Annotated in this window: 26 protein-coding genes; 11 read left to right on the top strand and 15 right to left on the bottom strand. The window is 68.5% G+C overall.

Going from position 1 to position 26,048, the window contains the following annotated elements; genetic code table 11:
* Positions 1 to 22 precede the first annotated feature (22 nt).
* Genes FBT69_04635 through FBT69_04625 form a run of 3 tightly spaced genes read left to right on the top strand, consistent with a single transcriptional unit; the run spans position 23 to position 2,951 of the window.
* Positions 23 to 880: a D-amino acid aminotransferase gene (locus FBT69_04635; protein ID MDL1904087.1), complete on the top strand. Its 858-nt coding sequence runs from the start codon at positions 23 to 25 to the stop codon at positions 878 to 880.
* Positions 877 to 2,220 (top strand): UDP-N-acetylmuramoyl-L-alanine--D-glutamate ligase, encoded by a 1,344-nt coding sequence (murD, locus tag FBT69_04630; GenBank protein MDL1904086.1) that lies wholly within the window; start codon positions 877 to 879, stop codon positions 2,218 to 2,220. The genes FBT69_04635 and murD overlap by 4 nt, the downstream gene beginning before the upstream one ends.
* Positions 2,199 to 2,951, top strand: a complete 753-nt coding sequence (locus FBT69_04625; GenBank protein ID MDL1904085.1) for a hypothetical protein — start codon at positions 2,199 to 2,201, stop codon at positions 2,949 to 2,951. The genes murD and FBT69_04625 overlap by 22 nt, the downstream gene beginning before the upstream one ends.
* Positions 2,952 to 2,954: 3 nt before the next feature.
* Here the strand turns inward: FBT69_04625 and FBT69_04620 are convergent, their stop codons facing one another.
* Both FBT69_04620 and panB read right to left on the bottom strand, forming a co-directional pair.
* Positions 2,955 to 4,412, bottom strand: a complete 1,458-nt coding sequence (locus FBT69_04620) for a PDZ domain-containing protein (GenBank protein ID MDL1904084.1) — start codon at positions 4,410 to 4,412, stop codon at positions 2,955 to 2,957.
* Positions 4,413 to 4,473: 61 nt separating this feature from the next.
* A complete protein-coding gene (gene panB / locus FBT69_04615; protein ID MDL1904083.1) occupies positions 4,474 to 5,484 on the bottom strand; it encodes a 3-methyl-2-oxobutanoate hydroxymethyltransferase in 1,011 nt (336 codons plus the stop codon).
* Here panB and FBT69_04610 point away from each other — a divergent pair.
* Both FBT69_04610 and FBT69_04605 read left to right on the top strand, forming a co-directional pair.
* Positions 5,203 to 7,425 carry an ABC-F family ATP-binding cassette domain-containing protein gene (locus tag FBT69_04610; protein ID MDL1904082.1) on the top strand — a complete coding sequence of 741 codons (2,223 nt, stop codon included), beginning with the start codon at positions 5,203 to 5,205 and terminating at the stop codon, positions 7,423 to 7,425. The two genes, panB and FBT69_04610, sit on opposite strands and share 282 nt — an antisense overlap.
* Before the next feature lie 19 nt (positions 7,426 to 7,444).
* The gene (locus tag FBT69_04605) at positions 7,445 to 7,795 is read left to right on the top strand and encodes a hypothetical protein (protein ID MDL1904081.1); all 351 of its coding nucleotides are present in this window, start codon (positions 7,445 to 7,447) and stop codon (positions 7,793 to 7,795) included.
* Positions 7,796 to 7,804: 9 nt separating this feature from the next.
* Here the strand turns inward: FBT69_04605 and FBT69_04600 are convergent, their stop codons facing one another.
* Together FBT69_04600 and FBT69_04595 are read right to left on the bottom strand one after the other, a co-directional pair.
* A complete protein-coding gene (locus tag FBT69_04600) occupies positions 7,805 to 8,782 on the bottom strand; it encodes a prepilin-type N-terminal cleavage/methylation domain-containing protein (GenBank protein MDL1904080.1) in 978 nt (325 codons plus the stop codon).
* A 131-nt stretch (positions 8,783 to 8,913) separates the two neighbouring features.
* Positions 8,914 to 9,882: a prepilin-type N-terminal cleavage/methylation domain-containing protein gene (locus FBT69_04595; GenBank protein ID MDL1904079.1), complete on the bottom strand. Its 969-nt coding sequence runs from the start codon at positions 9,880 to 9,882 to the stop codon at positions 8,914 to 8,916.
* Between the two features lie 479 nt (positions 9,883 to 10,361).
* On the opposite strand from FBT69_04595, the gene FBT69_04590 reads away from it, so the two are divergent.
* Complete coding sequence (locus FBT69_04590) at positions 10,362 to 10,850, top strand: RidA family protein (GenBank protein MDL1904078.1); 489 nt, start codon at positions 10,362 to 10,364, stop codon at positions 10,848 to 10,850.
* A gap of 8 nt (positions 10,851 to 10,858) precedes the next feature.
* On the opposite strand, the gene fsa is transcribed toward FBT69_04590, so the two are convergent.
* Both fsa and FBT69_04580 read right to left on the bottom strand, forming a co-directional pair.
* Positions 10,859 to 11,503, bottom strand: a complete 645-nt coding sequence (gene fsa, locus FBT69_04585) for a fructose-6-phosphate aldolase (GenBank protein ID MDL1904077.1) — start codon at positions 11,501 to 11,503, stop codon at positions 10,859 to 10,861.
* Between the two features lie 33 nt (positions 11,504 to 11,536).
* Entirely contained in the window at positions 11,537 to 13,027 is a 1,491-nt protein-coding gene (locus FBT69_04580; GenBank protein MDL1904076.1) for a long-chain fatty acid--CoA ligase, read from the bottom strand.
* 185 nt (positions 13,028 to 13,212) lie between these two features.
* Here FBT69_04580 and FBT69_04575 point away from each other — a divergent pair, with 185 nt between their 5' ends.
* The gene (locus FBT69_04575) at positions 13,213 to 14,202 is read left to right on the top strand and encodes a hypothetical protein (GenBank protein MDL1904075.1); all 990 of its coding nucleotides are present in this window, start codon (positions 13,213 to 13,215) and stop codon (positions 14,200 to 14,202) included.
* Between the two features lie 7 nt (positions 14,203 to 14,209).
* Here FBT69_04575 and acpS read toward each other — a convergent pair whose 3' ends face one another.
* The 9 genes from acpS to groL (FBT69_04530) all read right to left on the bottom strand — a co-directional run bounded on the left by acpS (position 14,210) and on the right by groL (FBT69_04530) (position 22,008).
* Positions 14,210 to 14,599 carry a holo-[acyl-carrier-protein] synthase gene (gene acpS, locus FBT69_04570; GenBank protein MDL1904074.1) on the bottom strand — a complete coding sequence of 130 codons (390 nt, stop codon included), beginning with the start codon at positions 14,597 to 14,599 and terminating at the stop codon, positions 14,210 to 14,212.
* Positions 14,600 to 14,618: 19 nt separating this feature from the next.
* A complete protein-coding gene (locus tag FBT69_04565; protein ID MDL1904073.1) occupies positions 14,619 to 15,581 on the bottom strand; it encodes a hypothetical protein in 963 nt (320 codons plus the stop codon).
* 39 nt (positions 15,582 to 15,620) lie between these two features.
* Positions 15,621 to 15,941, bottom strand: coding sequence for a zinc ribbon domain-containing protein (locus tag FBT69_04560; GenBank protein MDL1904072.1), 321 nt, complete (start codon positions 15,939 to 15,941; stop codon positions 15,621 to 15,623).
* 36 nt (positions 15,942 to 15,977) lie between these two features.
* A complete protein-coding gene (locus FBT69_04555) occupies positions 15,978 to 16,559 on the bottom strand; it encodes a nucleotide exchange factor GrpE (protein ID MDL1904071.1) in 582 nt (193 codons plus the stop codon).
* Complete coding sequence (gene dnaJ, locus FBT69_04550; GenBank protein ID MDL1904070.1) at positions 16,556 to 17,737, bottom strand: molecular chaperone DnaJ; 1,182 nt, start codon at positions 17,735 to 17,737, stop codon at positions 16,556 to 16,558. The genes FBT69_04555 and dnaJ overlap by 4 nt, the downstream gene beginning before the upstream one ends.
* A gap of 152 nt (positions 17,738 to 17,889) precedes the next feature.
* Positions 17,890 to 19,503, bottom strand: a complete 1,614-nt coding sequence (groL, locus tag FBT69_04545) for a chaperonin GroEL (protein ID MDL1904069.1) — start codon at positions 19,501 to 19,503, stop codon at positions 17,890 to 17,892.
* Between the two features lie 129 nt (positions 19,504 to 19,632).
* Positions 19,633 to 19,923, bottom strand: a complete 291-nt coding sequence (locus FBT69_04540; GenBank protein MDL1904068.1) for a co-chaperone GroES — start codon at positions 19,921 to 19,923, stop codon at positions 19,633 to 19,635.
* A 51-nt stretch (positions 19,924 to 19,974) separates the two neighbouring features.
* Positions 19,975 to 20,280 (bottom strand): hypothetical protein, encoded by a 306-nt coding sequence (locus tag FBT69_04535; GenBank protein ID MDL1904067.1) that lies wholly within the window; start codon positions 20,278 to 20,280, stop codon positions 19,975 to 19,977.
* Positions 20,281 to 20,289: 9 nt separating this feature from the next.
* Positions 20,290 to 22,008: a chaperonin GroEL gene (groL, locus tag FBT69_04530; protein ID MDL1904066.1), complete on the bottom strand. Its 1,719-nt coding sequence runs from the start codon at positions 22,006 to 22,008 to the stop codon at positions 20,290 to 20,292.
* A gap of 350 nt (positions 22,009 to 22,358) precedes the next feature.
* Between groL (FBT69_04530) and FBT69_04525 the strand changes: the two genes are divergently transcribed.
* The 4 genes from FBT69_04525 (at position 22,359) to FBT69_04510 (ending at position 26,037) form a co-directional block, all read left to right on the top strand.
* Entirely contained in the window at positions 22,359 to 22,694 is a 336-nt protein-coding gene (locus FBT69_04525) for an NADH-quinone oxidoreductase subunit A (protein ID MDL1904065.1), read from the top strand.
* A 207-nt stretch (positions 22,695 to 22,901) separates the two neighbouring features.
* Positions 22,902 to 24,767, top strand: a complete 1,866-nt coding sequence (locus tag FBT69_04520) for an EAL domain-containing protein (GenBank protein MDL1904064.1) — start codon at positions 22,902 to 22,904, stop codon at positions 24,765 to 24,767.
* Positions 24,768 to 24,794: 27 nt separating this feature from the next.
* The gene (locus FBT69_04515; protein MDL1904063.1) at positions 24,795 to 25,271 is read left to right on the top strand and encodes a DUF2752 domain-containing protein; all 477 of its coding nucleotides are present in this window, start codon (positions 24,795 to 24,797) and stop codon (positions 25,269 to 25,271) included.
* A 73-nt stretch (positions 25,272 to 25,344) separates the two neighbouring features.
* On the top strand, positions 25,345 to 26,037 hold the full coding sequence (locus tag FBT69_04510) for a hypothetical protein (GenBank protein MDL1904062.1): 693 nt from the start codon (positions 25,345 to 25,347) through the stop codon (positions 26,035 to 26,037).
* Positions 26,038 to 26,048 lie beyond the last annotated feature (11 nt).

Below are 26,048 nucleotides of genomic sequence, written 5' to 3'. Positions count from 1 at the left end.
CTCGATCCCTCTATCCTCCCGCATGATCGTCCACCTCAACGGGGAACTCCTGCCGCGCGAGCGCGCCGCCGTGAGCGTCTTCGATCGCGGCTTCCTCTTCGGTGATGGCGTCTACGAAGGCCTGCGGTCGTTCGACGGGTGGGTCATCGCCATGGACCGCCACGTCGCGCGCATCAGCCGGGGACTCGCCGAGGCTCGGATCGACTGGGATGCCTCCCCACTCCAACGATTGACGGACGAACTGCTCGCCGCCAACGGCATCCGGGACGCTTTCATCTACTGGCAGGTCACACGCGGCACGCCCGGACCAGACGACCCCGTCCGCACCCGCCTCCCGGCACGCCCGATGCGACCGACCGTGTTCGGCTACTGCGTCCCGACCCCGGGCCTGGCCACGTGCGTCGAGCCTGCCCGCGTCCGCGCCGCGACAACGGAAGACCGCCGATGGCTCCGAGGCACGCTCAAGTCGATCTCGCTCCTCGGCAACGTCCTCGCCGCCGCCGAGGCACGCGAACGCGGCGCGGACGATGCGATCATGGTCCGCGACGGACTGGTCGGCGAGAGTTGCACCTGCAACGTCGTCGTCGTCGATGCACTCGGTCGCATGGCGACGCCCTCCCTCGACAGCGTACCGATCCTCGCCGGCGTCACGAGGGCGCTCCTCCCCGAGTTCGCGCCCGCCGTCGAGTCCCGCCCGGTTCGCGCGGTCGAACTCCGCGAAGCACGCGAGATCGTCCTGCTCGGCACACTCACCACCGTGGCGAGCGTCGTCGAGCTCGACGGCAGACCCGTCGGCGACGGGAAGCCGGGGCCGGCTGCGCGGCAACTGCTCGCCCGCTACACCGAGTGGATCGCGACCCGTTCGAGAGCACAACGATGAGCGACTTCGACGGCGCACGGGCCACGGTCATGGGACTCGGCCGCTTCGGCGGAGGCGTCGGCGTCGCTCGCTGGCTCGCGGCGCGCGGCGCGGACGTCCTTGTCACCGACCTCGAACCCGAGGATCGACTCCGTGCCTCCATCGCCGCTCTCGCGGACCTGATCGACGCGGGGAGCGTGCGCCTCCGGCTCGGTGAACACAACGTCAGCGACTTCACCACCCGCGACCTTGTCGTCGCCAACCCCGCCGTTCCCACGCCCTGGGACAACCGCTTCCTCCGCGCCGCTCGCGCCGCCGGCGTCCACGTCACCACCGAGATCGCCCTCCTCGTCGAGCGGCTCTCCGCACGCGAGCGCGTCATCGGCGTCACCGGGACCGTCGGCAAAAGCACCACGGCCGCCATGATCGCCGCCGGCCTCACAAGCGCGGGACGCCCCGTCGCTCTCGGCGGCAACATCGGCGGCTCCCTCCTCGGCAACCTCGACACGCTCGACCCCGCCGCCTGGATCGTGCTCGAACTCTCCAGCGCCATGCTCCACTGGCTCGGCGAAACCGGCTGGTCCCCCGGCGTCGCCACCGTCACCGGCTTCGCTCCCAACCACGTCGACTGGCACGGCTCGCTCGAACACTACGAAGCCTCAAAGCGAAAAATTCTGGCCTTCCAGCTGCCGGGCGACGCCTGCGTCCTCGGCTCGAGCGTGCATGAATGGCCGTCCGCAACGGGCGTGCAACGAACGCTCGTCGATCCATCGAACCGTGTCGATGCCCTGCGCGTTCCCGGCGCGCACAACGCCGCCAACGCAGCCCTCGCCCTCGCAGCGTGCAAGGCGTCTGGCGCGAACCCCGATGCCTGCGAGCGGGGCATCCGTGCCTTCGAAGGACTCCCGCACCGCCTCCAGGCCGTCTGTGATGCACGCGCAGGCGCAGGCGTCATCCGGTTCTTCAACGACTCCAAGGCGACGACGCCCGACGCCACGCTCGTCGCCATCGACGCCGTGCGCCCCCTCGGCCCAATCCATCTCATCGCCGGCGGCTACGACAAGGGCATCGACCTCTCCCCGATCGCCCGGGCCGCCCCCAGCCTCGCCGGCCTCTACACGATCGGTGCGACCGGGGACGCCCTCGCCCGCGCCGCCACCACCAACGCCGAACCCTGCGGCACGCTCGACGCCGCGGTCTCACGCGCGTTCGAGCGAGCGCGCCCGGGTGACGTCGTCCTGCTCAGCCCGGGCTGCGCCTCCTGGGATCAGTTCGAGAACTACGAGCGCCGCGGCGAGGCCTTCTGCCGCCTCGTCCTCGAACGCGCGGAGGCGACGCGATGCGCCCACTCCTCTGGCTAGCCGCACTCGGCACGCTCGCCGGATGCACCGCCCGGCCGAGCGCCACCGCGCCGGCAACACCGGCCGATGCACCGGTTGCACCGCCCGCTGTCGCTCCCGACAACGGCTGGACCGAAGCCTTCCCCGGCGTTCGGGTCAGTGTCGCACGCCGCGCCGTCGAGATCGAAGGGATCGTGCCCATCGACTGCCATCACCCGGAAACCCCGGACGTCTTCCTCGAAATCGTCGTCTGCACACCCGACACACGCGAGCACGAGGCGCTCGTGATGACGCGAGCGCTCCCCTCGCACGTCCACGCCGCCCTCCTTCTCATCGGGCTGGACGCCGGCGCGCCCGGCTCGTTCACCCACGACGACGAACGCCGACTGGTCCGCGTTCCGCCGCGCGGCGACGCCGTCCGCGTCCTGATCTTCGCAAACGACGACGACACCGGCGTCCCCGTGAGCGACTGGGTCGTGAACGTGAAGTCGGGCCGACGACTCAGCGAAGACACCCTCGGCGGCTGGGTCTTCGCCGGCTCACGGATCGTCGAGCGGCAGGGACAAGAACGCTACGACGCCGACGGCGAGGGCACCCTTGTCGGCCTCCACACCTTCGGCGCGGAGGTCATCGCCTGGCGCGCCGTTTACAACCCCGAGTCCGTCATCGACGAGCCGGAGTGGATCGCCGACCGATCGCTCGTCCCCGCGTTCGGAACCCCCGTCCGCGTCAGGATCGAGGCCGCCGACTGACCATCAACGCCCGAGCCGGAGCTCGACGTCTCTCGGCTCGGGGCTGGGGTTCGCCTCGTCGCCCGGCACGCTCAGCGTGAACCGTGCCCGCCGCCCCAGCAGAAAACCCGCCTCGTCCAACGCGGCGATGAGCTCGCCCACCGACCGCACCGGCCTGCCGTTCACCGCCATGATGCGCTGCCCCGCCGCGAAGCCGCGCAGTTCCGCGGGCGAGCCGGAACGCACGCCGATCACGTCCGGCCGCTCGTCGAGTGCGATTCGCCCACGCCGCGCATCCAGCGAATCACGCACGTACAGCCCCGCCGACTCCAACGCCTCGATCACCGACGCGTTCACCAGGTTGCCCCGTGGATTCTCGGCCAGCATCGCCGTCGTCTCGAAGAACTCGCCTTCCCTCCAATACCGCACCCGCACCGGGTTCCCCGGCTGGACGTTCGATACGAGCGAACGCAACACCCCGTCCCCAGTCACCATCTCCCCCTCGATGGCCACGATCACGTCCCCCACCCGGATCCCCGCCTGCTCCGCCGGTCCCTGCGGCGAGATGCCCTCGACGAGAACCCCGTAGCCGTTGTAACCCGACCGCTCGGTCAGGGCCGCGCCTGATCGCTGCGAGAACGTGATGCCCAGCAACCCGCGCGACACCGAACCATGCTCGATCAGTTGCGACACGACGGACTCGATCGTCGCAAGCGGAATCGCGAACGAGATGCCCGCCGACTGGCCCTCCGTCGTCCCCTCCGACTCCGTGCCCGTCGCTATCGCGACGTTCATCCCGACGACGCGCCCGCGCGAATCCACCAGCGGCCCGCCCGAGTTGCCGGGGTTCACCGCCGCATCGGTCTGGATGAAGTTCGTGTACCCGTTCGCAGACGCCACCGCGCCCCGCGGCTCACGCCCCACCCCCGACACGATGCCCTGCGACATCGAGAACTTGAACCCGAACGGCGAGCCGAACGCGAAGACCTGGTCGCCCTGCTGCAACCGCACGCCCGTCGCGCGCGTCGCCGGGAAAAGCCCGGCCGCCGTCGGCACCTTCAGCACCGCGATGTCGGTGAACGGGTCCGCCCCGATCAGCGTCGCCTCGAACAGCCGACCGTCCGACATCTGCACCCGGATCGCGTCCGCGCCGCGCACCACGTGCGCGTTCGTCACCACGTGCCCCTCCGCATCGTACACCCACCCAGACCCCGTTGACCCGGATCCGAACAGCCAAGGCCCCGCGTTCGTGCGAACCTCAACGTGAACAACCGACGGCGAAACGGCATCCGCGACCGCGCGCGTCGCCCGGCTGATCCGGTCCAGGATGTCGTCCGATTCCAGCGACTGCCGCGCGTGCAGGATGCGGGCCGACGTCGTCGCGTACCCGACCTGTCGGACGAACGCCGGAACCGTGAGAACCGCGAGCAAGGCGACAAGGCCGACCACCAGCGCGGGTCCGACTGCAACGAATCGACGCATGAAAGGCCTCCTGCCTCCGTGCTCCTGCGCGGGCAGGCCGCCCGCGCTCGTCCGACGCAGTTTATTCGGGTGACCGAGCCGGGCGGCTGCGGAACCGCTCCAGTTCTCCCGGCAGCATCTCGTACCGCACCCCCCCAACGCGCCGTTCCGAGACTCTGCGGACCCACTCCGCCGCCGCGGACTGGAACGCAGGCCCCAACGCCGCCACCGGCTCCGCGAACCGTGGCGCCTGCTCCGACAGCCCCAGCAGATCCTGGAGCACCAGCACCTGCCCGTGGCAGTCCGGACCCGCCCCGATCCCGATCACCGGCGCCGTGGTCGCCTCGATGATCCGCCGTGCAACCTCGTTCGGCACCGCCTCGACCAGCAGCAGGACGGCGCCCGCACGCTCCATCGCCACCGCATCCGCCACCAACCGCTCCGCCTGCTGCGCCGTCCGCCCCGCCGAGGTGTACCCGCTCGTCAGCGCTGCCGTCTGCGGCCGACTCCCCACGTGCCCGCAGATCGGCACCCCCGCACGGGTCATCTTCTCCACCAGCGGTCCGAACGACGCATTCGCCTCGACCTTCACGCAATCCGCCAGCCCCTCCGTCAGAAAACGCCCCGCGTTCCGGATCGCCTCTGCCTCGTCCGCCTGGTACGACATGAACGGCATGTCCGCCATGACGAACGTGTGCGGAGCGCCACGCTTCACCCCCGCCGTCAACGCGATCGCAACCTCAAGCGGCATGTCGATCGTGCGCTGATACCCGAGGATCACCTCCGCCGCCGTATCCCCCACCAGCAGCACGTGAACCCCGGCCCGCGCAAGCCACCGCGCCGTCGTCGCGTCGTAGCACGTCAGGCAAGCGAACGCCTCACCACGCTCTCGCATCCGCCGCAGCGTCCGGAGCGTGACCGGCGCGGGCGGGAACGATTCGACCGACGGGACGGTCGGCGACTCGGACATCGGATCGGATCTGGTCTGCACGCGAAACTCTATGCCCCGCTCCGGCGGGGGGATGTTCGGGTCCGCCTCGCGCAATACGATCGTCCCGTGCCCCTCCTCGCCGCCGCCAACCTCCGCCTCCATTACGGCAACGCCGTCATCCTCGACGGCTGCTCCATCAGCGTCGAGGCCGGCGAGCGCGTCGGTGTTGTCGGACGAAACGGAACCGGCAAAACAAGCCTCCTCCGCGTCCTCGCCGGTTCGCTCCCGGCCGACTCCGGCGACGTGAACCTCCAGCGCGGCACACGCGCAGGCTACCTCGCGCAGGTCGTCCAGGTGACGCCGGGCAGGACGGTGCGCGAGGAGGCCGCGAGTGCGTTCGAGGAACTCTCACGCCTGCACCACGAACTCGACGCCCTCTTCCACGACATGGCCGGCGCGCACGGTGACGCCCTCCCCCGCTTCATGCGCCGCCAGGAAGAGCTTGAACGCAGGATCGAGGCCGCCGGCGGGTATGTCATCGACCACCGCGTCGACGCCGTCCTGCACGGCCTGGGCTTCACCGACGCGCAGTTCTCCCTCATGACCGACGTGCTCTCCGGCGGGCAGAAAGCCCGCCTCGCACTCGCACGCCTCCTCCTCGAAGACCCCGACCTCCTCCTCCTCGACGAGCCGACCAACCACCTCGACATCGACGGCCGCGAGTGGCTCGAAACCTTCCTGCGCGACGACTTCCGAGGCGCGGTCGTCATGGTCTCCCACGACCGGCGACTCCTCGACAATGTCGTCTCACGCATCGTCGAAGTCGAGGCGGGCCGGCTCATCGAGTACCCCGGAAACTACGCGAAGTTCCGCGAACTCCGCGCCGAGCGACGCCTGACCCAGATGCGCGCCTACGAACGCCAGCAGACACGCTTCCGCAAGGAGGAGGAGTACATTCGCCGCTTCAAGGCCGGGCAACGCGCCAAACAGGCTCGCGGACGCGAAACACGCCTCGACCGCGAGAAGGCCGACGGACGCCTCGAACGGCCCGCCGAACTCGCCACCTTCCAGCTCGAACTCCCAAGGGCAGAACGCAGCGGCGACGTCGTCGCCTCCGCGCGCGCCCTCGGCAAACGCTACCGCAACGACGACGGCTCCCAACGCGTCCTCTTCCACGACCTCGACGTGACCATCGGACGCGGCGAACGCTGGGGTGTCATCGGACCCAACGGCGCGGGGAAAACCACCCTCGTCCGCTGCCTCCTCGGCGAGATCGCACCCGACACCGGAACGGTCCGCATCGGCAGCAAGGTCATCGTCGGCTATCTCCGCCAGGTTCACGACGACGCGGACCCAGACCTCACCGTCGTCGAGTACCTCAAGTGGGCCGTCGCCCGCGAGAGCGGCGGCCGCACGATGAGCGAGCAGGAGTCGCGCGACCTCGCAGGCGCGTTCCTCTTCAGCGGCGAGGAACAGGACAAGCACCTCCGCTCCCTCTCCGGCGGCGAACGAAGCCGCGCCGCACTTGCCGCCATGCTCGCCAGTGCAAAGAACCTCCTCGTCCTCGACGAACCCACCAACCACCTCGACATCCCCAGCGCAGAACGCCTCGAAGACGCCCTCGCCCCCGAGGGCGGATACGACGGCACCCTCATCCTCATCAGCCACGACCGCGCACTCATCGACGCACTCTGCGACCGGCTCCTCGTCCTCGACGGCCGCGGTGGCGCAGAAATCTTCATCGGCAACTACTCGGAATGGCTCGTGAAACGCGCGCGATCTTCGAATGCGGCAACGCCCGCTCCGGAAACAATCGAACAACGCGCCGACGCAGCCAGGCAGACCACACCGACACGCACCCCGCCCCCCGATACCTCGAAGCCAACCAACGCCGCTCGATCCCGCTTCTCCTGGATGTCCGTCGAGCGGATCGAGGACCGGCTCGGCGAACTCCAGGCCGAAATCGCCGCACTCGACCAAACGCTCGCCGAACCGGCAACCTGGCGCGATCCCGAGAAATCGGCCTCCCTCCAGGAGCAGCGCGGTATCCTCGCCGCCGAGGTCGAGGAACTCGAAGCAGAGTGGCTTCGCAAGGCCGAGTGAACCCGACCGGGAGCACGGCATGAACCACGAACCGCCCTCGCCGCCAGCACCACCGACACACCCCGGACCCCTCGGCCCCAAGGCACGAGAATCCGAAGGCCTCGAAACCTATCAACGCGTCGCCGAGACCGTCGGCATGTTGCCCTCCATGCGCTGGCGAGACAACCTCATCCAGGCCGTCATCGTCATCGCGGGAGCGCTGCTCGGCGCGCTGATCGGCCACTGGACCTTGTCCGGCAGCGGTCTTCTCGCCGGCCTGCCCTCGTGGACGGGTGCCGCCGTCGGCGCGGTCGGCGGCGCGGTCGTGGCCTGCCTGTTCAGCGGACTCGTGCTGATGCTCCTCGGCTGGATACGCGCGCTCAGGAAGTAACGCACGCCCTCAGTCGCGGAAGAGCGTCATCCCGGCCTGGTTCTGGCTCACCGTCACGTTCCCGAAGATCGTAATCAGCGCGTTGCGCTGGTCGCCGGGCACGCTCTCGCTCAGCTGGTCGCCCGTCAGGTCGTTCTCGTTGACGAAGATGTTGTCCCCGTACGCGCGGTCCCGCGCGACTCCGCCCGTGGCCGCCGAGAACGTGATCGGAATCTCCTCCGGGTCCGCACGCGTCAGCAGTTCCACGCTCCCGTCACCCATCGCAGCGTGCCCGCGCCACTCCGTCTTCGGCGGGAAAAACTTCAGCGTGTTCGAACCCGACCCCGTCGGCCCGGGCGCCAGCGTCCACTCCCCCGGCTGCCCGAGAAAGCGCGGACCGCGCGTCCCCGCAACAACAGAACGCGGGTCAAACGAGCCGGCGAATCGCTCGATCCGCGCCCCGTGCGGAGGCATGATCGCATACGAAACGTTGCCGATGTTCGGATCACGACGCCCCAGCCCCACGCCCGTGTACGAGTTCTGCTCCCCCGGGAACCCGCAGAACCCCGGATCCCACACAGCCGCCTCCGGCCGCACCGCCTTCTGAGGCGATGCACGCTCGTACAGGTAGTCCACTTGGATGCTCTTGTTCACCTCCAGCGGACTGCGACACTGCTCCACAGTCAGCACGTCGTTGTAGATCAGCACCGACAGCACATTGGCCAGGTTGTCCTTCACGAACGGCGGGTTGCTCCCCTTCGAGACCGTGGCGTCCGAAAGGTCCAGCCTGCTCGGCAGCGGGTACGCGCCGGCGTTGTTGCCCGCCCACACCGTCAACGCCTGCGCGATCGCCCGTACGTGCGTCGAGTCCTTGAACCGGCGCGCCCGCTCGCGCGCCCCGGCCAGCGTCGGCAGCAGGATGCCGAGCAGCAGCGCGATGATCAGGATCACGAGCAGCAGTTCGACGAGCGTGAAGGCTCGCGGCGTGCGGGTTCGGCAGCGGGTCATGGCTGGCCTCCGTCGATGCCTCGCCCACGGGGTACGGCAGTGAAACGGGTCCGCCGCCCTTCGACGACGGACCCGATGGGTTCTGTAGACCGACGAACAGGGATGGGCATCATCGCCCGCCCATCCGCGGATCAGTCAAAGAAGACGTTCATCACGAAGGCGTTCGTCACGGTGGCGTACGAGCGGATGTAGGCGTTCGTGCCGTCGTTCTGACCGCCCATGTTCTGCGAGTCACGCTTGGTGCGGTTCTTGTCGTCCTCGTTGACGAAGATGTTGTCGTTCTGGGTCCGCTGCGCGGCGGGCAGGTCGAGGAAGGAGAAGGTGAGCCCGTCCGGGTCCGGCTCCGTCTCGAACTTGGTGCTGTTGTCGTTGTAGCCGATGTTGCCGCTCCACTTGGTCCGCGAGCCGTGGATGAGCAGCGTGTTGGAAGTGTCGCCGATCTCGACGTCGTAGCCGGGTGCGCCGCCGTTGGCGCCCTTGATCAGCGTCCACGGGTTGTTGCCGCCGCCGCCCGTGTAGCCCGGGCCGCGGTTGCCAAGCGCCGGCTCGGTCGAGACGAACGTGTTGGACCACTTCGCCTTGCGCTTGCCGAACGGCGGGGTGTGGGCGTAGGAGAACGAGCCGGGGTTGCCGTCCGCGTCGCCCTGGATGCCCATGTCCTCGGGGGTCGCCCGGAAGCCCGGATCCCACAGCGCCTGCTCCTTCACCTGCGCCTTCTCGGGCTGGTCGAACTGGTAGCCCTGGAACTGGCGGATGTCGCCGTTGACCTCCGCCGGGCTGATCAGAATCTCCGTCGGGATAAACCCGTTGAAGATCAGCACCGAGAACAGGTGCCGGGTCACGTCCTTCGTCACCGGGTCCGCGCCGGCCGGAACCGTCGCGTTGTTCTTGTCCAGCCGGCTCGCCAGCGGGTACTCGTCGCGGTTGTTCTGCGCGAAGATCACCATCGCCTGCAGAACGCCGCGAATCTGGGTGCTGTCCTTCAGCTGGCGGGCGCTGGCGCGGGCCTTGCCGAGAGCAGGCAGCAGAATGCCGATGAGCAGGGCGATGATCGCAATCACCACCAGCAGCTCGATGAGGGTGAACGCACGACGCTTCATGGTAAAACGCTCCAATCTCTGGCGCGAATGAGGCGGGATTCACGTGACCCGCCCGCGCCGGTGTTGTTCGACCGCGGTTTGAACCGACACCCGGGCCACCGAACCGGACCCCCGGAACGCCGCGAGCACGCTTCACGCGAGAGCCGCGACGCTCAGGACAGACCGGGGCGATGCACCCACGATTCCGTCTGGCACGCCGACCGATCAGTCCGAACACACGGGCGCAGTCGATCCCCGTGGTGCGGGCCTCACGGCCGGGTCAAATTGTCGGTGAGTGTCGGTCCCTTCCGGGATGACTGGCGACGGCTCGAAGACCGTCAATGAGAGCATGAAAATCTGCTTCCGGGCCTCGAAACTCACCAAGCACGCGCGTGTGCTGCACTACCCTACAGACTCCGGTTCGCATGTCAAGTCCGATGGTTCCGGTATCCTGCCGAACAAGCCCCCCACTTTCACCTTTCTCCTCACAGAGATCACCCATGACCGAACAAAGAACGATCAGACCTCCCGGCGGCCCCGAGGCACGACTCACGGCACTCGGCATCACGCTGCCCGAAGCGCCCAAACCCGTCGCCGCCTATGTCCCCGCCGTCCGCACCGGCAACCTCGTCTTCGTCAGCGGCCAAATCCCGATGCGCGAAGGCCGACTCATCGCTCAGGGCCGCGTGCCCGGCGAAGTCTCCCAGGAAACCGCACGCGACTGCGCCCGCCAGTGCGCCCTCAACGGCCTCGCCGCTCTGCGCTCCGTCGTGGGCGATCTCGACGCCGTCAAGCGCGTCGTCCGCCTCGGCGTCTTTGTCGCCAGCGAACCCGGCTTTCACGCCCAGCCCCAGGTCGCCAACGCCGCGAGCGAACTCATGGAGCAGGTCTTCGGCGAAGCCGGCCGTCACGCCCGTGCCGCCGTCGGCTCCATCGACCTCCCCCTCGGCGCGCCAGTCGAGATCGAGTTCCTCTTCGAGGTCGAATAGACGCTCCCTCAACCGAACGCCTTCCGATAATCCGCCACGAACTTCTCCAGCCCAGCGTCCGTCAGCGGGTGCTGCATCACCTGCTCGATCACCTTGTACGGCACCGTCGCGACGTCCGCGCCCGACAACGCACACTGCACCATGTGCAGCGGGTGCCGGATCGACGCCGCCAGAATCTTCGTCGAGAACCCGTAGTTGTCGTACACCTGCCGAATCTGCCGGATCAGGTCCATCCCATCCGTCGCCACGTCGTCCAGTCGCCCGATGAACGGGCTGACCAGGAACGCACCCGCTTTCGCCACCATCAGCGCCTGCAGCGTCTGGAAGCAGAGCGTCATGTTCGTCCGCGTGCCCTCGTCCGTCAGCGTCTTGCACGCCTTCAGGCCCGCGATCGTGCTCGGCAGTTTCACCACGATGTTCCCCGCAATCTTCGCCCGCTCGCGCCCCTCGCGCACCATCCCGTCGTAGTCCGTCGCGATCACCTCCGCCGAGACCGGACCCTTCACCATCTCGCAGATCTCCGCCAGACGCTTGACGTAGTCCACCCCCTCCTTCGCGATGAGCGACGGGTTCGTTGTCACGCCGTCCAGCACGCCCAGGTCGGCGGCCTTGCGGATCTCGTCGAGGTTCGCGGTGTCGATGTACAGGTCCACGGCTTGCCTCCTTGGTTGGATTGCCGCGGGATGCTACCCCCGCGACCGACGCTCGCCGTCCCCGAGCATCGCCGAGAGTTCCCGCCTCATGATCTTTCCCGTCGGGTTCCGAGGCAGCTTCTCGAGCACCCGCACCTCGCGCGGCACCTTGTACCCCGCCAACCGCTCCCGGCAGTGCGCCAGCAACGCTCGCTCGTCGATCGTCTGACCCTCCGCAGGCTCCACGAACGCGATCGGCACCTCGCCGCGCACAGGGTCGTGCAGCCCCACCACCCCGGACGCCCCCACCGACGGGTGCTGGTTCATCGCCTCCTCGATCTCGCGCGGAAACACGTTCTCCCCCCCGACGATCAGCATCTCCTTGATCCGCCCCGTGATGTACAGGTGCCCGTCCGCGTCCATCCGACCCATGTCCCCAGTGTGCAGCCAACCCTCCGCGTCGATCGCCTTCGCGGTCTCCTCCGGCAGGTTGTAGTACCCCTTCATCAGGTTCGGACCGCGGATGCGCACCTCGCCATCGACGCCGGGCGGCTGCGGGCGACCCGTCGCAGGATCAACGATCACCTCCTCCACGCCCGGCAACGCGCGACCAACCGAGCGCGCCCGCCACTCGTGCGGCCGACACCAGTTCGTCACCGGCGACGTCTCCGTCAGCCCGTACCCCTCGTTGATCGTCACGCCAAACCGCTCCCTGAACCGCGTGAACACGTCCTCGGACAGCGGCTCCCCGCCCGACACCACGTACCGCAACGATGCGAAGTCCTCCGCCGTCGCGTCCTTCACCGTCAGCAACGCGCCGTACATCGACGGGATCGCCACCAGCACCGTCGGCCGGTGCTCGCGGATCAGCCGCACGATCTTCTGCGGCACGAACCTCGCCGCGTACACCGCACGCATCCCCACCGTCAGCGGCAGCAGTGTCAGCACCGTCAGCCCGAACGAGTGGAACTGCGGCAGCACGCCCAGCATCACGTCACGCCTCGTAAACTCGACCCACTCCCCCACCTGCCGAACGTTCGCCGAGAGATTCCCGTGCGTCAGCATCACACCCTTCGGCCGACCGCTCGTTCCCGACGTGTACAGCAGCACCGCCAGGTCCTCCGGCGTCGCCACCGCTGGCCAGCGCGGCTCCGGGAACGACCGGAACTTCATCGACTCCAGGCGAACCAGGTTCTCCACGTGCGGCTCGCCCCCGAGAAACTCCAGCATCGGACCCACCGTGAACACCGTGTCCGTGCCGCAGTCGTCGATCACGTACTGCAACTCCTCCGGCTTGAGCAGGTAGTTCAGCGGCACCGCCGTCCGACCCGCGATCCACACCCCCAGCGCGGCGATCGGAAACGCCCCGCTCGTCGGCAGCAACAGCCCCACCGTGCCCGTCTTCGTCCGCCGGTCGATCTCGTCCGCGACGTGGAACGCCGCGAGCAGAATCTCGATCGCCTTGTACCGACGCTGGTCGTCGATCACGACCGTCGAGGGCGGCCTGCTCAGACACGAACGGATGATCGGCCAGTGAACACTCACGCTCGGCTCCGTCGGAATGGCCCGAACCCGGACGGTACTGTAACGAAACGCCAGACGGACAGGGGGCAACCCTCGGCACGGGTCCGGCGTATCGTCATCCGTGCCGCGAACCGTCGCGGCTCGACGCGGGCCACCCGGGGCTGCCTCTCGCAGCCTCCCCACCCTCGGCCTGCGGGGAGCTGACCATGAGTCCGAGGCCTCGTCGTGCGGACTCCTTCGCTGCTGTCGGCATGGCGATGGTCTTGGCCTGCGCTCTGCCCCCCGCCGCGGCCCAGCCCGCCTCCCGCACCACCATCGAAACCAGGGACTCCGTCCCCGAGTGGCTGCGCGCGCACATCCCGAACCCGGACGACCCCCGCTACCAGGAGTGGGCCGCCCAGCAGAAGCAACGCCGTGAACTCGAACGCGAGTTGCAGCAGCTTCGCGCCACCTACTTCCGCGACACACGCGCAGTCGAACGCCGCCAGATCGGCATCGCCGAACTCCGCAAGTACACCCAGCCCTTCGCCTACCCCTCGCTGCTCGAAGTCTTCAAACGCGACGCCCGCGACGTCCGCACCGCCATCCTCGACATGCTCGAAGACCAGGCCACCGACGAGGCAGACGCCACACTCGCCTGGGTCGCCGTCTTCGACCACGATCCCGCCCTGAAACTCAACGCCGAGGAACGCCTTCTCAAGCGCATCGCCACGACAGGCAACGTCTCCGATCGCGTGAAACTCGTCCTCGCCGGCGGCCTCCAGCGCGACCGAAACGCCGACGCCGCCTCCGCGGCCGGCATCATCCGCACCCTCCGACTCCACGACATGATCCCGCTCCTCATCGCCTCCCAGGTGCGCGGCGACACCCGCGGCGCCTCCGAAGCCCGCAACAGCAGCCTCGGCTGGATCGTCATCGGACAGCAGATCGCATTCGTCAGCGACCTTACCCCCGTCGTCGCCGACAGCGCGGTCGGCTTCGACCCGACCCTCAGCGTCGTCACCGAGGGCGTCGTCCTCCGCGTCATCGACGCCGTCGTCGTCACCTACCGCGTCGATGTCCACAACGCCCTCGTCGGCCTCACCAGCGAACTCTGGGGCCGATCGACCGCCGGCCTCGGCTGGGACCGCGAGGCCTGGATGCGCTGGTACCACACCGAGTTCCTGCCCCACTTGCGCGCCCGCGCCGGCGGCTGACGCATCCTCACGCCACCCCGAACGCGATCACAGACGCCGCCGCGTGCGTCCGCGTGTGCGTCAGCGAGACAAACCAGCCCGCGATGCCACGCTCGCCCGCGATCTCCCGCGCGCGACCGTGCAACCGAATCGTCGGCGCGCCGGACGGCAGCAGCACGACCTCCGCGTCCGTCCACGCCATCCCCGCGCTCCAGCCCGTCCCCAGCGCCTTGAACACCGCCTCCTTGGCCGCGAAACGCGACGCCAGCCGCTGCCCACGCAGACGCGCCGACGACCCCGCGTACCCCGCCTCGCCGGGCGTGAAGATGCGTTCCAACGCGCGCGGACCATGCCGCTCGATCAGCCCCTCCACCCGGGCGATCTCCACGAGGTCGATGCCGTGACCGATGATCCGCACGCCGGGATACTACCGCGGCTCAGTACGGCCAGATCTCAAGCCCGTGCGGGCAGTTGCGCACATCCTGCGAGACGTTCACCCGCTGCACCACCCGCTCCGTCTCGAACTCGTACACCGTGATCGTCGTCGGCGAGCAACCCGCGATCACGAACCCGTCCTCCGTCACGCACAGCCCGCGCGCAAAGCCCGGTCGCGCGTGGTCCGCCGGAATGTTCGCGTTCAACAGCGTCTCGCGGTCGAACTCCGGAACCGCGAACCGCTTGAGCACGTTGCCCTCCCTGTCCGCATAGCACACCGCGTTCTCCGACGTGCTGTTGTACAACACACCGTCGCGGTACGGCCGCGCGTTGTGCGTCCACGGCGGCGTCGGCGCATACGCCCTCGCCCCGTCGCGGTCCAGCGCGTGCAGCGCATCCAGCCGCACGCCACCCACGAACGTCCGCCCGCGCCCACGCCACACGCTGTTGACGTGCGTCGTGTCGCCGGGCTTGGGGCCGTCCGCCCGTGTCGGGTCGAACCGCCCCACGCGCAGCCGGTGCTGGATCACCGAGCCTAGGTCCGTCACCACCCGGTGCGGGTAGTGGCGGACCAGCCGCGCGCCCGTGAACACGCCGGTCCGCAGGTCCAGTTCCAGCACCGCATCGAACCCCGTGGACGTCAAGAAGAGCCGGTCGCCCTCGACGTGAATCTCGTGGCAGTGCCGCAGATACCGGTTCCTGAACGACCGCTGCCACTTGAACGACGGGTCGAACACCAGCACCTCGTCCGACGCCGCGATCAGCACCGACCCGTTGTGATACGCGATGCCGCGAAGGCCCCGGTCGAACCCACGCCCCGACCAGTCGATGTCCATCGTGTCCCAGTCCAGCACCTGCGTCGAGGAACCCGTCTCCAGGTCGATCAGGTACGCCCCGCCGTGGCTCTGGCCCTGGTGCGTCGAACGGATCACGTCGGTCACGAGGATGGTGGGAAGTCGTGGCATGGCGTTCCGGCGCGGAGCGGGCGCCGGCGCGCACCACGGTCACGCACCGGACGCCGACGCTGATTCCTTTCGCCCCGACGAGGACTTGTCCTGCGCGGGTGACGCGGACGCGCACCCGCATGATTCGGAGCACGGGCCGGGCTTCGACTCGCTCTCCGCCGCCTTGCGGTACGACGACGATCGGTAATCGGTTTGGTAGAAACCGGAACCTTTGAACAGAACCGCGCCGCCCGTGCCGATCGCACGCTCGAGCGCACGCTTCTTGCATCGAGGGCAAACCTTCAGGGGAGATGCCTTGATCGAATGGAACTCCTCGAAGGAATGCCCGCATGCACGGCACGAATACTCATACGTCGGCATGGCAACCCCTCAACATCGTCTGGTGGTTTTCTTCCGTCACAACTCGGACCTTTCGCACGCCCCATCCCCGGAAACTTTTTCCCGCTCCGCCGCGACGACCACCTTCGCCGGTCGCAACAACCGCTCCCCGATCGCGTAACCGACCTGGCACGTCTCCGCGATCCGCCCCGCTTGCACGCCCTCGCACGCCCGCTGCACGACCGCCTGGTGACGCTGTGGGTCGTACTCCTCGTTCGCCTCCGGACGGATCGTCGTCACGCCCAGCGACTGGATCGTCTGCTGCAGCTCGTCGCGGATCATCCGCACGCCCTGCACCACCTGCTCCACGCTCGCCGCCCCCCCCGCGTGCGCGAGCGCAAGATCGAAATGGTCCAGCACGCTCAGCAACCGCTCCACGACCGAAGCCACACCCGCCTCGCGCGCCAGCCGGTGCTCCGAAGCCGCTCGCTGCTGCGAGTTGCGGTAGTCCGCCAGCGCGCGCTGATAACGGCCCCGCAACTCCTCCAGCTCCGCTCTCAGCACGGCCGCCTGGTCCTCGGCAGGTGCCTGACCCTGCCCACCCGCATCAGCGGCCTCGCCGACGGCCTCGTTCGGCTTGTCCTGCTCGTGCTTCTTCATGGCTCACGGTTCGCCTCGCGGCCCGACGACGAGCCGCCGAAGAAATCCTTCATCTTCCGCAGCACGCTCGGCGAGTCCGCCAGCACGCTCGCGCCCTCCGTCTCGGCGTACTCCCGAAGCAGCGCCTCCTGCTTCGCGCTCAACCGCTTCGGGATCTCGACCCGCACCGCCACGCGCAGGTCGCCATGACGACCCGTGCGCAGGTTCGGAAGCCCCTCACCCTCCAGCCGAAACACCGAACCGTGCTGCGTCCCCGGCGGCATCCGCAGCGTCGCCTCGCCGTCAAGCGTCTCGATCGTCAACTCCGCGCCCAACGCGGCCTGCGTGAACGAAATCGGCTGCTCCATCAAAAGATGATCGCCGTCACGCACGAACCGCGGGTGCTTCCGCACACGGATCACCACGTGCAGGTCACCCCGCACGCCCGTCCCCGACGCGGACGCCTCGGGAGGGGGCGGCTCGCCCTCGCCCTGCACCCGCACCGCCTGCCCCTCCGACACGCCGGCCGGAATCTTCACCCCGATGCGCCGCTTGCGCGACACACGCCCACGCCCGCGACACGCCTCGCACTGCTCCCGAATCACCGTCCCGCGCCCCCGGCAGGTCGGGCACGCCGTCACCATGCGGAACATCCCCCCGAGGCCGGTCTGCTGCACCTTCCCCTGACCGCCGCACGTCGGGCACGGCTCGGGAGTCGTGCCCGGTTTCGCGCCCGTCCCCGTGCACGCGTCGCACACATCCAGCCGCGTGAACTCAACCTCACGCTCGCACCCGTGCAGCACGTCGTCGAGCGTGAGTGTGACCTCGGTTTCAAGGTCGTACCCGCGTGCCACGCGACGCCCAGACGTCGAACGACCGAAGCCCGCGCCCCCGAAGATGTCCTCGAACATCGAGAAGATGTCCGAGACGTCCATCCGCGAGAAGTCGTGAGTAGCAGGCCCGCCCCCGCGACGCAGACCCTCGTGCCCGAACTGGTCGTACACCTTGCGCTTGGCGTCGTCCGAGAGAATCTCGTAGGCCTCCGCCGCCTCCTTGAACTTCACCTCCGCCTCCGCGTCGCCGGGGTTGCGGTCGGGGTGGTGCTTCATCGCCAGCCGCCGGTACGCGCGCTTGATCTCCTCCGCGTCCGCCGTACGCTCAACGCCCAGAATCTCGTAGTAGTCGCGGGTCGTGGGCATGAGCAGCCGTTCGGCCCCGGGCACCGGACGCCAGGCGCGAAACTCCCGCCCTGATCGCCCGCACCGCACGATTGCCTGTTGCACGGTGCCCGGTGCCTCGGTTGTGAATCAAGCCCTCGGGCGTCTCCGCCCGGGGCCTGCGAATCGATCCGTCACGCCACCGCGCCGGCCTCGACAGGCTTGTCCTCCTTCAACTCCGTGATCAGCACGTTCGTCGTCAGCATCAGCCCCGCCACCGACGCCGCGTTCGTCAGCGCGGTCCGCGCCACCAGCGCGGGGTCGATGATCCCCGCCTTCACCAGGTCCGTGTACTCGCCCGTCGCGGCGTTGAACCCGAACCCGCCCTTTCCTCCGCGTACCTTCTCCACCACCAGGTCGCCGTCGTGACCGGCGTTCACCGCGATCTGCCGCGCCGGCGCCTCCAGCGCGGCCTCAACAATGTCGAACCCCAGACGCTCGTCCCCCTTCACCTTCGCACGCGCAGCGTCCAGTGGGCTCTGCGCCCGCAGCAAAGCAACCCCGCCCCCGGGGACATACCCCTCCTTCGCCGCGGCACGCGTCGCGTGCAGGGCGTCCTCGACCAGGTCCTTGCGGGCCTTCATGTCCACTTCGGTCGCCCCGCCGACGTTGATGATCGCCACGCCCCCGACCAGTTTCGCGTGCCGCTCCATCAACTTCTCGCGGTCGTAATCGCTCGTGGACTTCTCGTGCTGGGCCAGGATCTGCTCCGCCCGCGCCTGGATGTCCTTCTTCTTCCCGCCGCCCTCGATGATCGTCGTGTCGTCCTTCGTGACGACGATCTTCTTCGCGCGGCCCAGCTCGCCCAGCTCGATGGATTCGAGGCTGCGCCCGAGGTCCTCCGAGAAGAACGTCCCGCCCGTCAGCACCGCGATGTCCCCCAGCATCGCCTTGCGACGGTCGCCGAACCCCGGCGCCTTCACCGCGCAGATGCGCAGCACGCCCCGCAGGCGGTTCACCACCAGCGCGGCCAGCGCCTCGTTCTCCACCTCCTCCGCGATGATCAGCAGCGGCTTGTCCGACGCCGCCACACGGTTCAGCAGCGGCAGGAAATCGGCAAGGTTCGCGATCTTCTTCTCGTGGATCAGCACCAGCGCGTCCTCGAGCACGCACTCCGCCGTCTTCGGGTCCGTCATGAAGTACGGCGAGAGGTAGCCCTTGTCGAACTGCATCCCCTCCACGTACTCCAGCGTCGTCTCCGCGCTCTTGCCCTCCTCCACCTCCACCACGCCGTCAGGCCCCACCTTCGTGATCGCCTCCGCGATCAACTCGCCCACCTGCGCGTCGTGGTTCGCCGAAACGGAGGCGATCTTCCGGTAGTCGTCCTTCCCCTTGCACTTCACCGCCGACGCCGTGATCGCCTCGCCCACGACCTCCGCCGCTCGGTTGATCCCGCGCTGCAGCAGCACCGGGTTCGCACCCGCCGCCACGTGGCGAAGACCCTCCGTGAAGATCGCCTGCGCGAGGATCGTCGCCGCCGTTGTGCCGTCCCCGGCCTTGTCCGCCGTCTTCTTGGCGACCTCGTTCACCATCTTCGCCCCCATCGCCTGGAACGGCTCGGGCAGCGAAACCTCCTTCGACACCGACACGCCGTCCTTCGTCACCGACGGCCCGCCCCAGGACTTCTCGATCACGACGTGCCGACCGCTCGGCCCCATCGTGCATTTCACCGCGTCGGCCAACCGATCAACGCCCTTCTTCATCTCAAGAAGCGCGGCGTCGTGGAACATGATCTGCTTCGTGGACATGGGGTACCTCTCAGAGAATCAGGGCATCAGAGCAGCAAAGCAGCAGAACACCGGACATCCGAACGAAGCGAGAGCAACACGGGCACGCAGTCTGCTGTTCTGCCGCTCGGATGCTCCGCTCTTCTTCCGTCATCCCTCGATCACGCCAAGCAACTCCGTCTCGCGCAGGATCAGGTGCTTCACGCCCTTGATCTCCACCTCCGTCCCCGCGTACTTCCCGAACACCACGCGGTCACCCTTGCCGACGGTCGGCTGGGCACGCTTCCCGTTTTCGAGCAGCTTCCCAGGCCCGACCGCGACCACGTCGCCCTGCATCGGGCGCTCCTTCGCCGTCTCAGGAAGGTACAGACCGCTGCTCGTCTTCGACTCCTGCTCAACCGGCTTCACGACAATCCGATCCTCAAGCGGCTTGATGGCCATGCTGCGTTTCTCCGTTCCGTCTCTCGCGGGGTCGGCCCGCGTCTCGTGCGCTCATCCCTCCGCGGCGTCCGCAGCCGCGAATGTCATGCGTGCGTCTCGTCGTGGTACGACTGCTGCCGTCCCTTCTCCGTCAGCCGGACGTCGCGGCAGTCCAAAGCCGCCGTCCGTCGCCGGCGTGTACGTCACCTCCCCCAACTCGTCCCGCATCACCCGCAAAGCGCGGATCACCGTCTCCCGAGGCCGGTTGATCGCACCCGCGATCGCCGCCGCGTCCACGGGCCGATCACCCCCGCCTGACGCCGCCTGCGAGAGCAGAAACCCGCGGATGGAGGAATGGAGTTCCATGGGTTGAGCCATGATCGTCGATCAGAAGTCCATCCCCCCCATGCCCCCCATGCCGCCCATGCCGCCCCCGTGGTGATGGTCGTGCCCGCCGTTCGCGTCCTTCTTCTCAGGCTTCTCCGTGATGATGCAGTCCGCCGTCAGCAGCACCGTCGCCACGCTCGCGGCGTTCTGCAGCGCGAGCCGGTCCACCTTCGCCGGCGTGATCACCCCGTCCTGCACCAGGTCCACAAACTCGCCCGTCAGCGCGTTGTACCCGTAGTTCGCCTTCTCGCTCTCGGCCACCTTCGCCACAACCACCGAACCCTTCGCCCCGGCGTTCTCCGCGATCGTGAACAGCGGCACCGTCAACGCCTGCCGCACGACCTCCATCCCCGCCGCCACGTCGAACCGCGCCTGCCCCACGTCGTCCGCCGTGACCTCCTTCGACTTCCCGAAGACCGCCTTCCACTCCTTCAGACCTTCGATCGCCGACCGCGCCCGGATGAACGAAACCCCGCCGCCCGGCACGATCCCCTCCGCGACCGCAGCCCGCGTCGCGTGCAGGGCGTCCTCGACGCGGGCCTTCTTCTCCTTCAGCTCCGCCTCGCTCGCCGCCCCGACCCGGACCTGCGCAACGCCGCCCGCCATCTTCGCCAGCCGCTCCTGCAGCTTCTCGCGGTCGTAGTCGCTCGTCGTCGTCTCGATCTCGCGCCGAATCTGCTCGATGCGCGCCTGGATGTCCTTCGTCGAGCCGGCGCCCTCGATGATCGTCGTGTTGTCCGCGTCGATCTCGACCTTCTTCGCCATCCCCAGCTGGCGCAGCTCGATCTTGTCAAGCTCCACGCCCAGGTCCTTCATCACCGCCGTTGCACCGGTCAGCGCCGCGATGTCCTGCAGCATGGCCTTGCGCCGGTCGCCGTACCCAGGCGCCTTCACCGCCGCGACCTGCAGCGTCCCCCGCAGCTTGTTGATCACCAGCGTCGCCAGCGCCTCGCCAGTCACGTCCTCCGCGATGATCAGCAGCGGTTTCTTCGCCTGCATCACCTTCTCGAGCAGGGGAACCAGTTTCGTCACGTTGTCGATCTTGTCCTCGTGCACGAGCACCAGCGCCTTCTCGAGCACGACCTTCATCTCGTCCGCGTTCGTCACGAAGTTCGGCGACAGGTAGCCCCGGTCGAACTGCATCCCCTCGACGACCTTCACCTCTGTCTCAAGGCTCTTGCCCTCCTCGACCGTGATCACCCCGTCCTTCCCGACCTTGTCGAACGCCTCCGCCATGATGCGACCGATCTCCGCGTCGTTGTTCGCGCTGATCGTCGCCACGTTCTGCACGTCCGCCTTCCCCTTCACCGGCTTGGCCAGCGAGTCGATGTGCACGCACGCCGCCTCCACCGCCCGCTTCATCCCACGCACCAGCGCGTTCGCGTCCACGCCCGCCGCGATGTGCCGCAGGCCCTCCCGGAACAGCGCCTCGGCAAGCACCGTCGCCGTCGTCGTCCCGTCCCCGGCATCGTCGGACGTCTTGCTCGACGCCTCCTTCACCAGCCTCGCCCCCATGTTCTCCGCCTTGTCGCGGAGTTCGATCTCCTCCGCCACCGTCACCCCGTCCTTCGTCACCGTCGGGCCGCCCCACGACTTGTCCAGCACCGCGTTGCGGCCGCGAGGGCCGAGCGTGCTCTTCACCGCGCTCGCAAGTTTTTCCACCCCGGACAGAAGGGACTGCCGGGCCTCGACGTCGAAGGTGAGCTGCTTGACTGCCATGGGCGATTCGCTCCCTGTCTCAGTTTGGCTGACTACGGCTGGACCCACGCCCGGACTCGCCCCGGGATGGACCGACAGCCTCGGTTCCGCCACCACACGAGGCAACCACGGTGCCAGCACACCAAGGCTCGTTCCAGCCTCCCAAGCCCGGTCAGATGGCTCAACCCCGGCTCAACCTTCACGCCCATCTGTCAGCACCCGGACGACACCCCGCACCCGACTGCCGATTCGGCAGCCAACCCCCTTGCACCTGCACCCCGCACGCTGCCTGCTATAGTCCCCCCCTCATGCCCACCACACTCGCCAACGACGGTCTCGCACCCTACCTCCCCGTCGGCATCATCCTCCTCATGGCCATCACCTTCGCCGCCGCGAATGTCGTTCTCACCATGCTCATCGGACCCGCCCGCAAGGGACGCACCAAGGGCATGACCTACGAGTCCGGCATGAACCCCGTCGGCACCGCCCGCAAACGCTTCAACGTCCGCTTCTATCTCATCGCCATGGTCTTCCTCGTCTTCGACGTCGAGATCGTCTTCCTCTATCCCTGGGCCACGACCTTCCGCGGACTCGAACCCGGCTCCAACGAGTCCGCCCTCTGGCTCGGACGCATCATGTTCTTCCTCCTCACCACGGTCGTCGCCTACGTCTACGGCTACCGCAAGGGCGTCTTCCGCTTCGACTGATCTCCCGCCGCCTCGGGTCACAATCCCGGCTCACCCAGGCCGCCACGCCCGCCCGCTGCCCGAGAACTCGCCGACCAGCCTTCCCTGTCGGCGCATCCGTCCAGGTCGATCGGCCCGATCCCTCCTCTGCCCTGAGCGAGGGGGGGCCTGCGTCGATGATGCTCCCGATCGACCGGCCCGGCAGCCGGCGAGTGGAGCACCAGACCGATGCCCCACCCTGCGAAGCACAACGCACCGTCCGGGAAGTCCCACGAAGACAACCTGCAACGGCTCGAACGCCTCGTCCGCGATGGCCTCGTGGACACCGCCTTCCAGCCGATCGTGGACCTCCGCCGGGGCATCGTGCTCGGCCTCGAAGCGCTCTGCCGCCCCCGGCCCGAATCCGGATTCGCAAACGCCGGCGAACTCTTCGACGCCGCCGCCGCCGCGGACCGCCTCTGGGACGTCGAACGCGTCGCACGCCTTACCGCGCTCCGTGCCGCAGCGTCGTGGAAGGCCGGCGTCCTCCTCTTCATGAACTGCTCGCCCCAGGTCTTCGGCGATGCACGATTCGCCGATACCGTCCGCGACGAACTCCTCCATGCAGGGGGCCTCGCCCCGGGTCGCGTCGTCCTCGAAATCACCGAACGTTCAGAGGCGCCCTTCGCCAGCGACCTTCTCGAACAGGCACACCGAGTCAAGGACCACGGCTTCCAACTCGCCATCGACGACGTCGGCGCAGGGACCAGCGGCCTCAGCCGCATCATGCTCCTCCGCCCCAACTGGCTCAAACTCGACCGCGAACTCGTCGCCTCCGTCGATCGCGACCGTGTTCGGCAGAACCTCATCCGCTTCATGCTCCACTTCGGCAGGCTCAGCGGCGTGCAGATTGTCGCCGAGGGCATCGAGGAAGCCTCCGAGGTCGCCTCGCTCATGGAACTCGGCGTCAGCATCGGGCAGGGCTACTTCCTCGGACGACCCGGCCAGGCACGACAGTCTCTCGACCCCGGCGTCCTCGAAACCCTGCGCAACGCGCGACAGGGCACCGATGCTGGCCACGCCCACGACCCCCGCGAACTCCAGGCCGATGCCTACGGCCGCTCCGTCCTTGCCCTCGACGGCTCCGAGCGCGTCTCCCAGGCCGCCTTGCGAATCCTTCGCGACCCCGGCGTGCCCGGCGTCGCCGTCACCGAGGCGGGATGCCTCGTCGGCTGGTGCGCTCGCGACGAACTCCTCCGCGCCGCCAGCGACGCACGAGCATCGCAACCACTCGGCATGATCGCCCGCTCCTGCGCCACAGCGCCGGCGGATGGCACGAACGTGCTCGCTCTCCTCGAACTCGCCGCCTGCCGCGAAGAAAGCGCGGCCGGATGCCCCGTCCTTCTCGTCAAGGGCGAGACGCCCGTCGGCGTCCTCACCGTCACTGATCTTCTCCACGCCGCGCTCGACGCCTGTCGCTCCGTCCGTACCCGAACCGCACCGCTCACCGGCCTCCCCGGCCGCGTCTGCTGCGATCAGCACCTCGCCGAACTCCTCGAAGCACGCATCGGCGACGCCGCCAGCGTGCAGGCTCGCCTCGGATACGACGCCGCCATCGTCGATGTCCGCGGCTTCTCCGCCTACAACGCCGCATACGGCTACGACATGGGCGACGCCCTCATCCAGCACCTCGTCTCACTCCTCCGCGGCACCGTCGTCGGCGACGACCCGCACACCTTCCTCGGACACCTCGGCGACGACCGCTTCCTCGTCACCGCGCTCCAGGGCACGCTCGAAATGCGCCTCCTCCGACTCGTCTACCGCTTCGACCGCACCGCTCGACAGTTCTGGTGCCTCCTCGACGACGGCCACGTCGCGCCGGACCTGCCCGCGAACGGCACGCACGCCGAACCCGCCGCCGTCGGCATCCGCGTCCTTCTCGTCCGCGATGTCCTCGCCCGCGCAACACGACCGCAGGACGTCCTCCTCATGGCCGACCGCCTGCGACGACTCGACGAGCATCGCACGACCATCGCACGCCCGACGGGCGGCTCCGTCCTCCTCGCCGACGAACCGGCGAAACCCGAGGCCTCGGAACTTCGACTCTCCGCGTGAGCACGACCCGCGACCCTACACTCGCGCGTGAGCGACGACCGCGAAGCCCCCCCCACGACCAACACCCAGCCCTCCGCCGCTCGCGTCGGCATCGGTGAGCGAATCGGTGCGACCGCCGTTTCCGCCGCCTCACTCGCCGTCCTCGTCGCCGCAGCATCGGCTACCCCCGACCCCGACGGCCACGGCACGCACACACAACTCGGCCTCCCGCCATGCCCCTGGGCGCAGGCCCTCGACTGGCCATGCGCCACCTGCGGCATGACCACCGCCGTCAGCCTCGCCGCACACGGACGCTTCTTCCAGGCCTTTCTCACACAGCCGGCGGGCGCCCTCGCTGCAATCCTCCTCGCCGCACTCTTCTGGGGCTTCCTCCACGTCGCGGCAACCGGCTCGCGGCTCGGGCGGACCTATGGCAGGATGGTGACTCCACACACGACGGGCTGGGGCGTTGCCGTCCTGCTCGCGGCATGGGCCTACAAGGCTGCCGTCTGGCGGACGGGATAGGCTTCCCGTCGCGTCCCGCAAGCAGGGACGGCCGCCACGCCCTGCCGCGCCAGGCTCCTCAGGAGGTCTCACGATGACGACACGCCTGACATGGCGGACGCGATGGAAAGCGGCACGCGCCTCCCTCGCGGCCCTCGTCACCGCCGCAGGCATGAGCGGGTGCATGGTCGCCCCCCTGATCGGAGGCATGGCAGAGTCGGCCCACCGGGCAGGCTCCACAAACGTCCCCGCCCAGTACCGCGGCCTGCAGGGCAAGTCCTTCGCCGTCGTCGTCATCGCCGATCGCTCCGTCCAGGCGGACTTCCCGGGAATCGTCCCGACACTCATGGAGCGCATCACCGCCCGCCTTGCAGACCCCGCAAACGGCGTCGGCGCAACGCACTATGTCCCAGCATCACAGGCCCTGCCCTTCCTCAACAGCGACCCCACCTGGACCGCGTGGGAACCTTCACGCCTCATGGCCGAACTCGGCGTCGACCGCCTCGTCCGCGTCGAACTCATCGAGTACCGCGTCCGGGAGCCGGGCAACCCCTACCAGTGGAACGGGCTGGGCTGGGGCGCGCTCACCGTCTACGAGGCCGATTCAAACAACCCCGACTTCGAGGTCTTCAGACGCGAAATCCGCGTCCAGTTCCCCGACTCCGAGGGGCAGGGCGTCCACGGCGTCTCCGGCACGCTCGTCGCCTCAGCACTCGTCAAACGATTCGTCGATCGAGCGACCTGGCTGTTCTATGACCACAAGGAACCGAACGTCATCACCTACTAGGCCCCGTCTCC

The sequence above is a fragment of the Synechococcales cyanobacterium CNB genome (genome assembly GCA_030263455.1).
In the GTDB taxonomy this organism is placed as follows: domain Bacteria; phylum Planctomycetota; class Phycisphaerae; order Phycisphaerales; family UBA1924; genus CAADGN01.
Note: the sequence above shows the minus strand (reverse complement) of the source record. Positions and strands in the feature narration are given on the sequence as shown.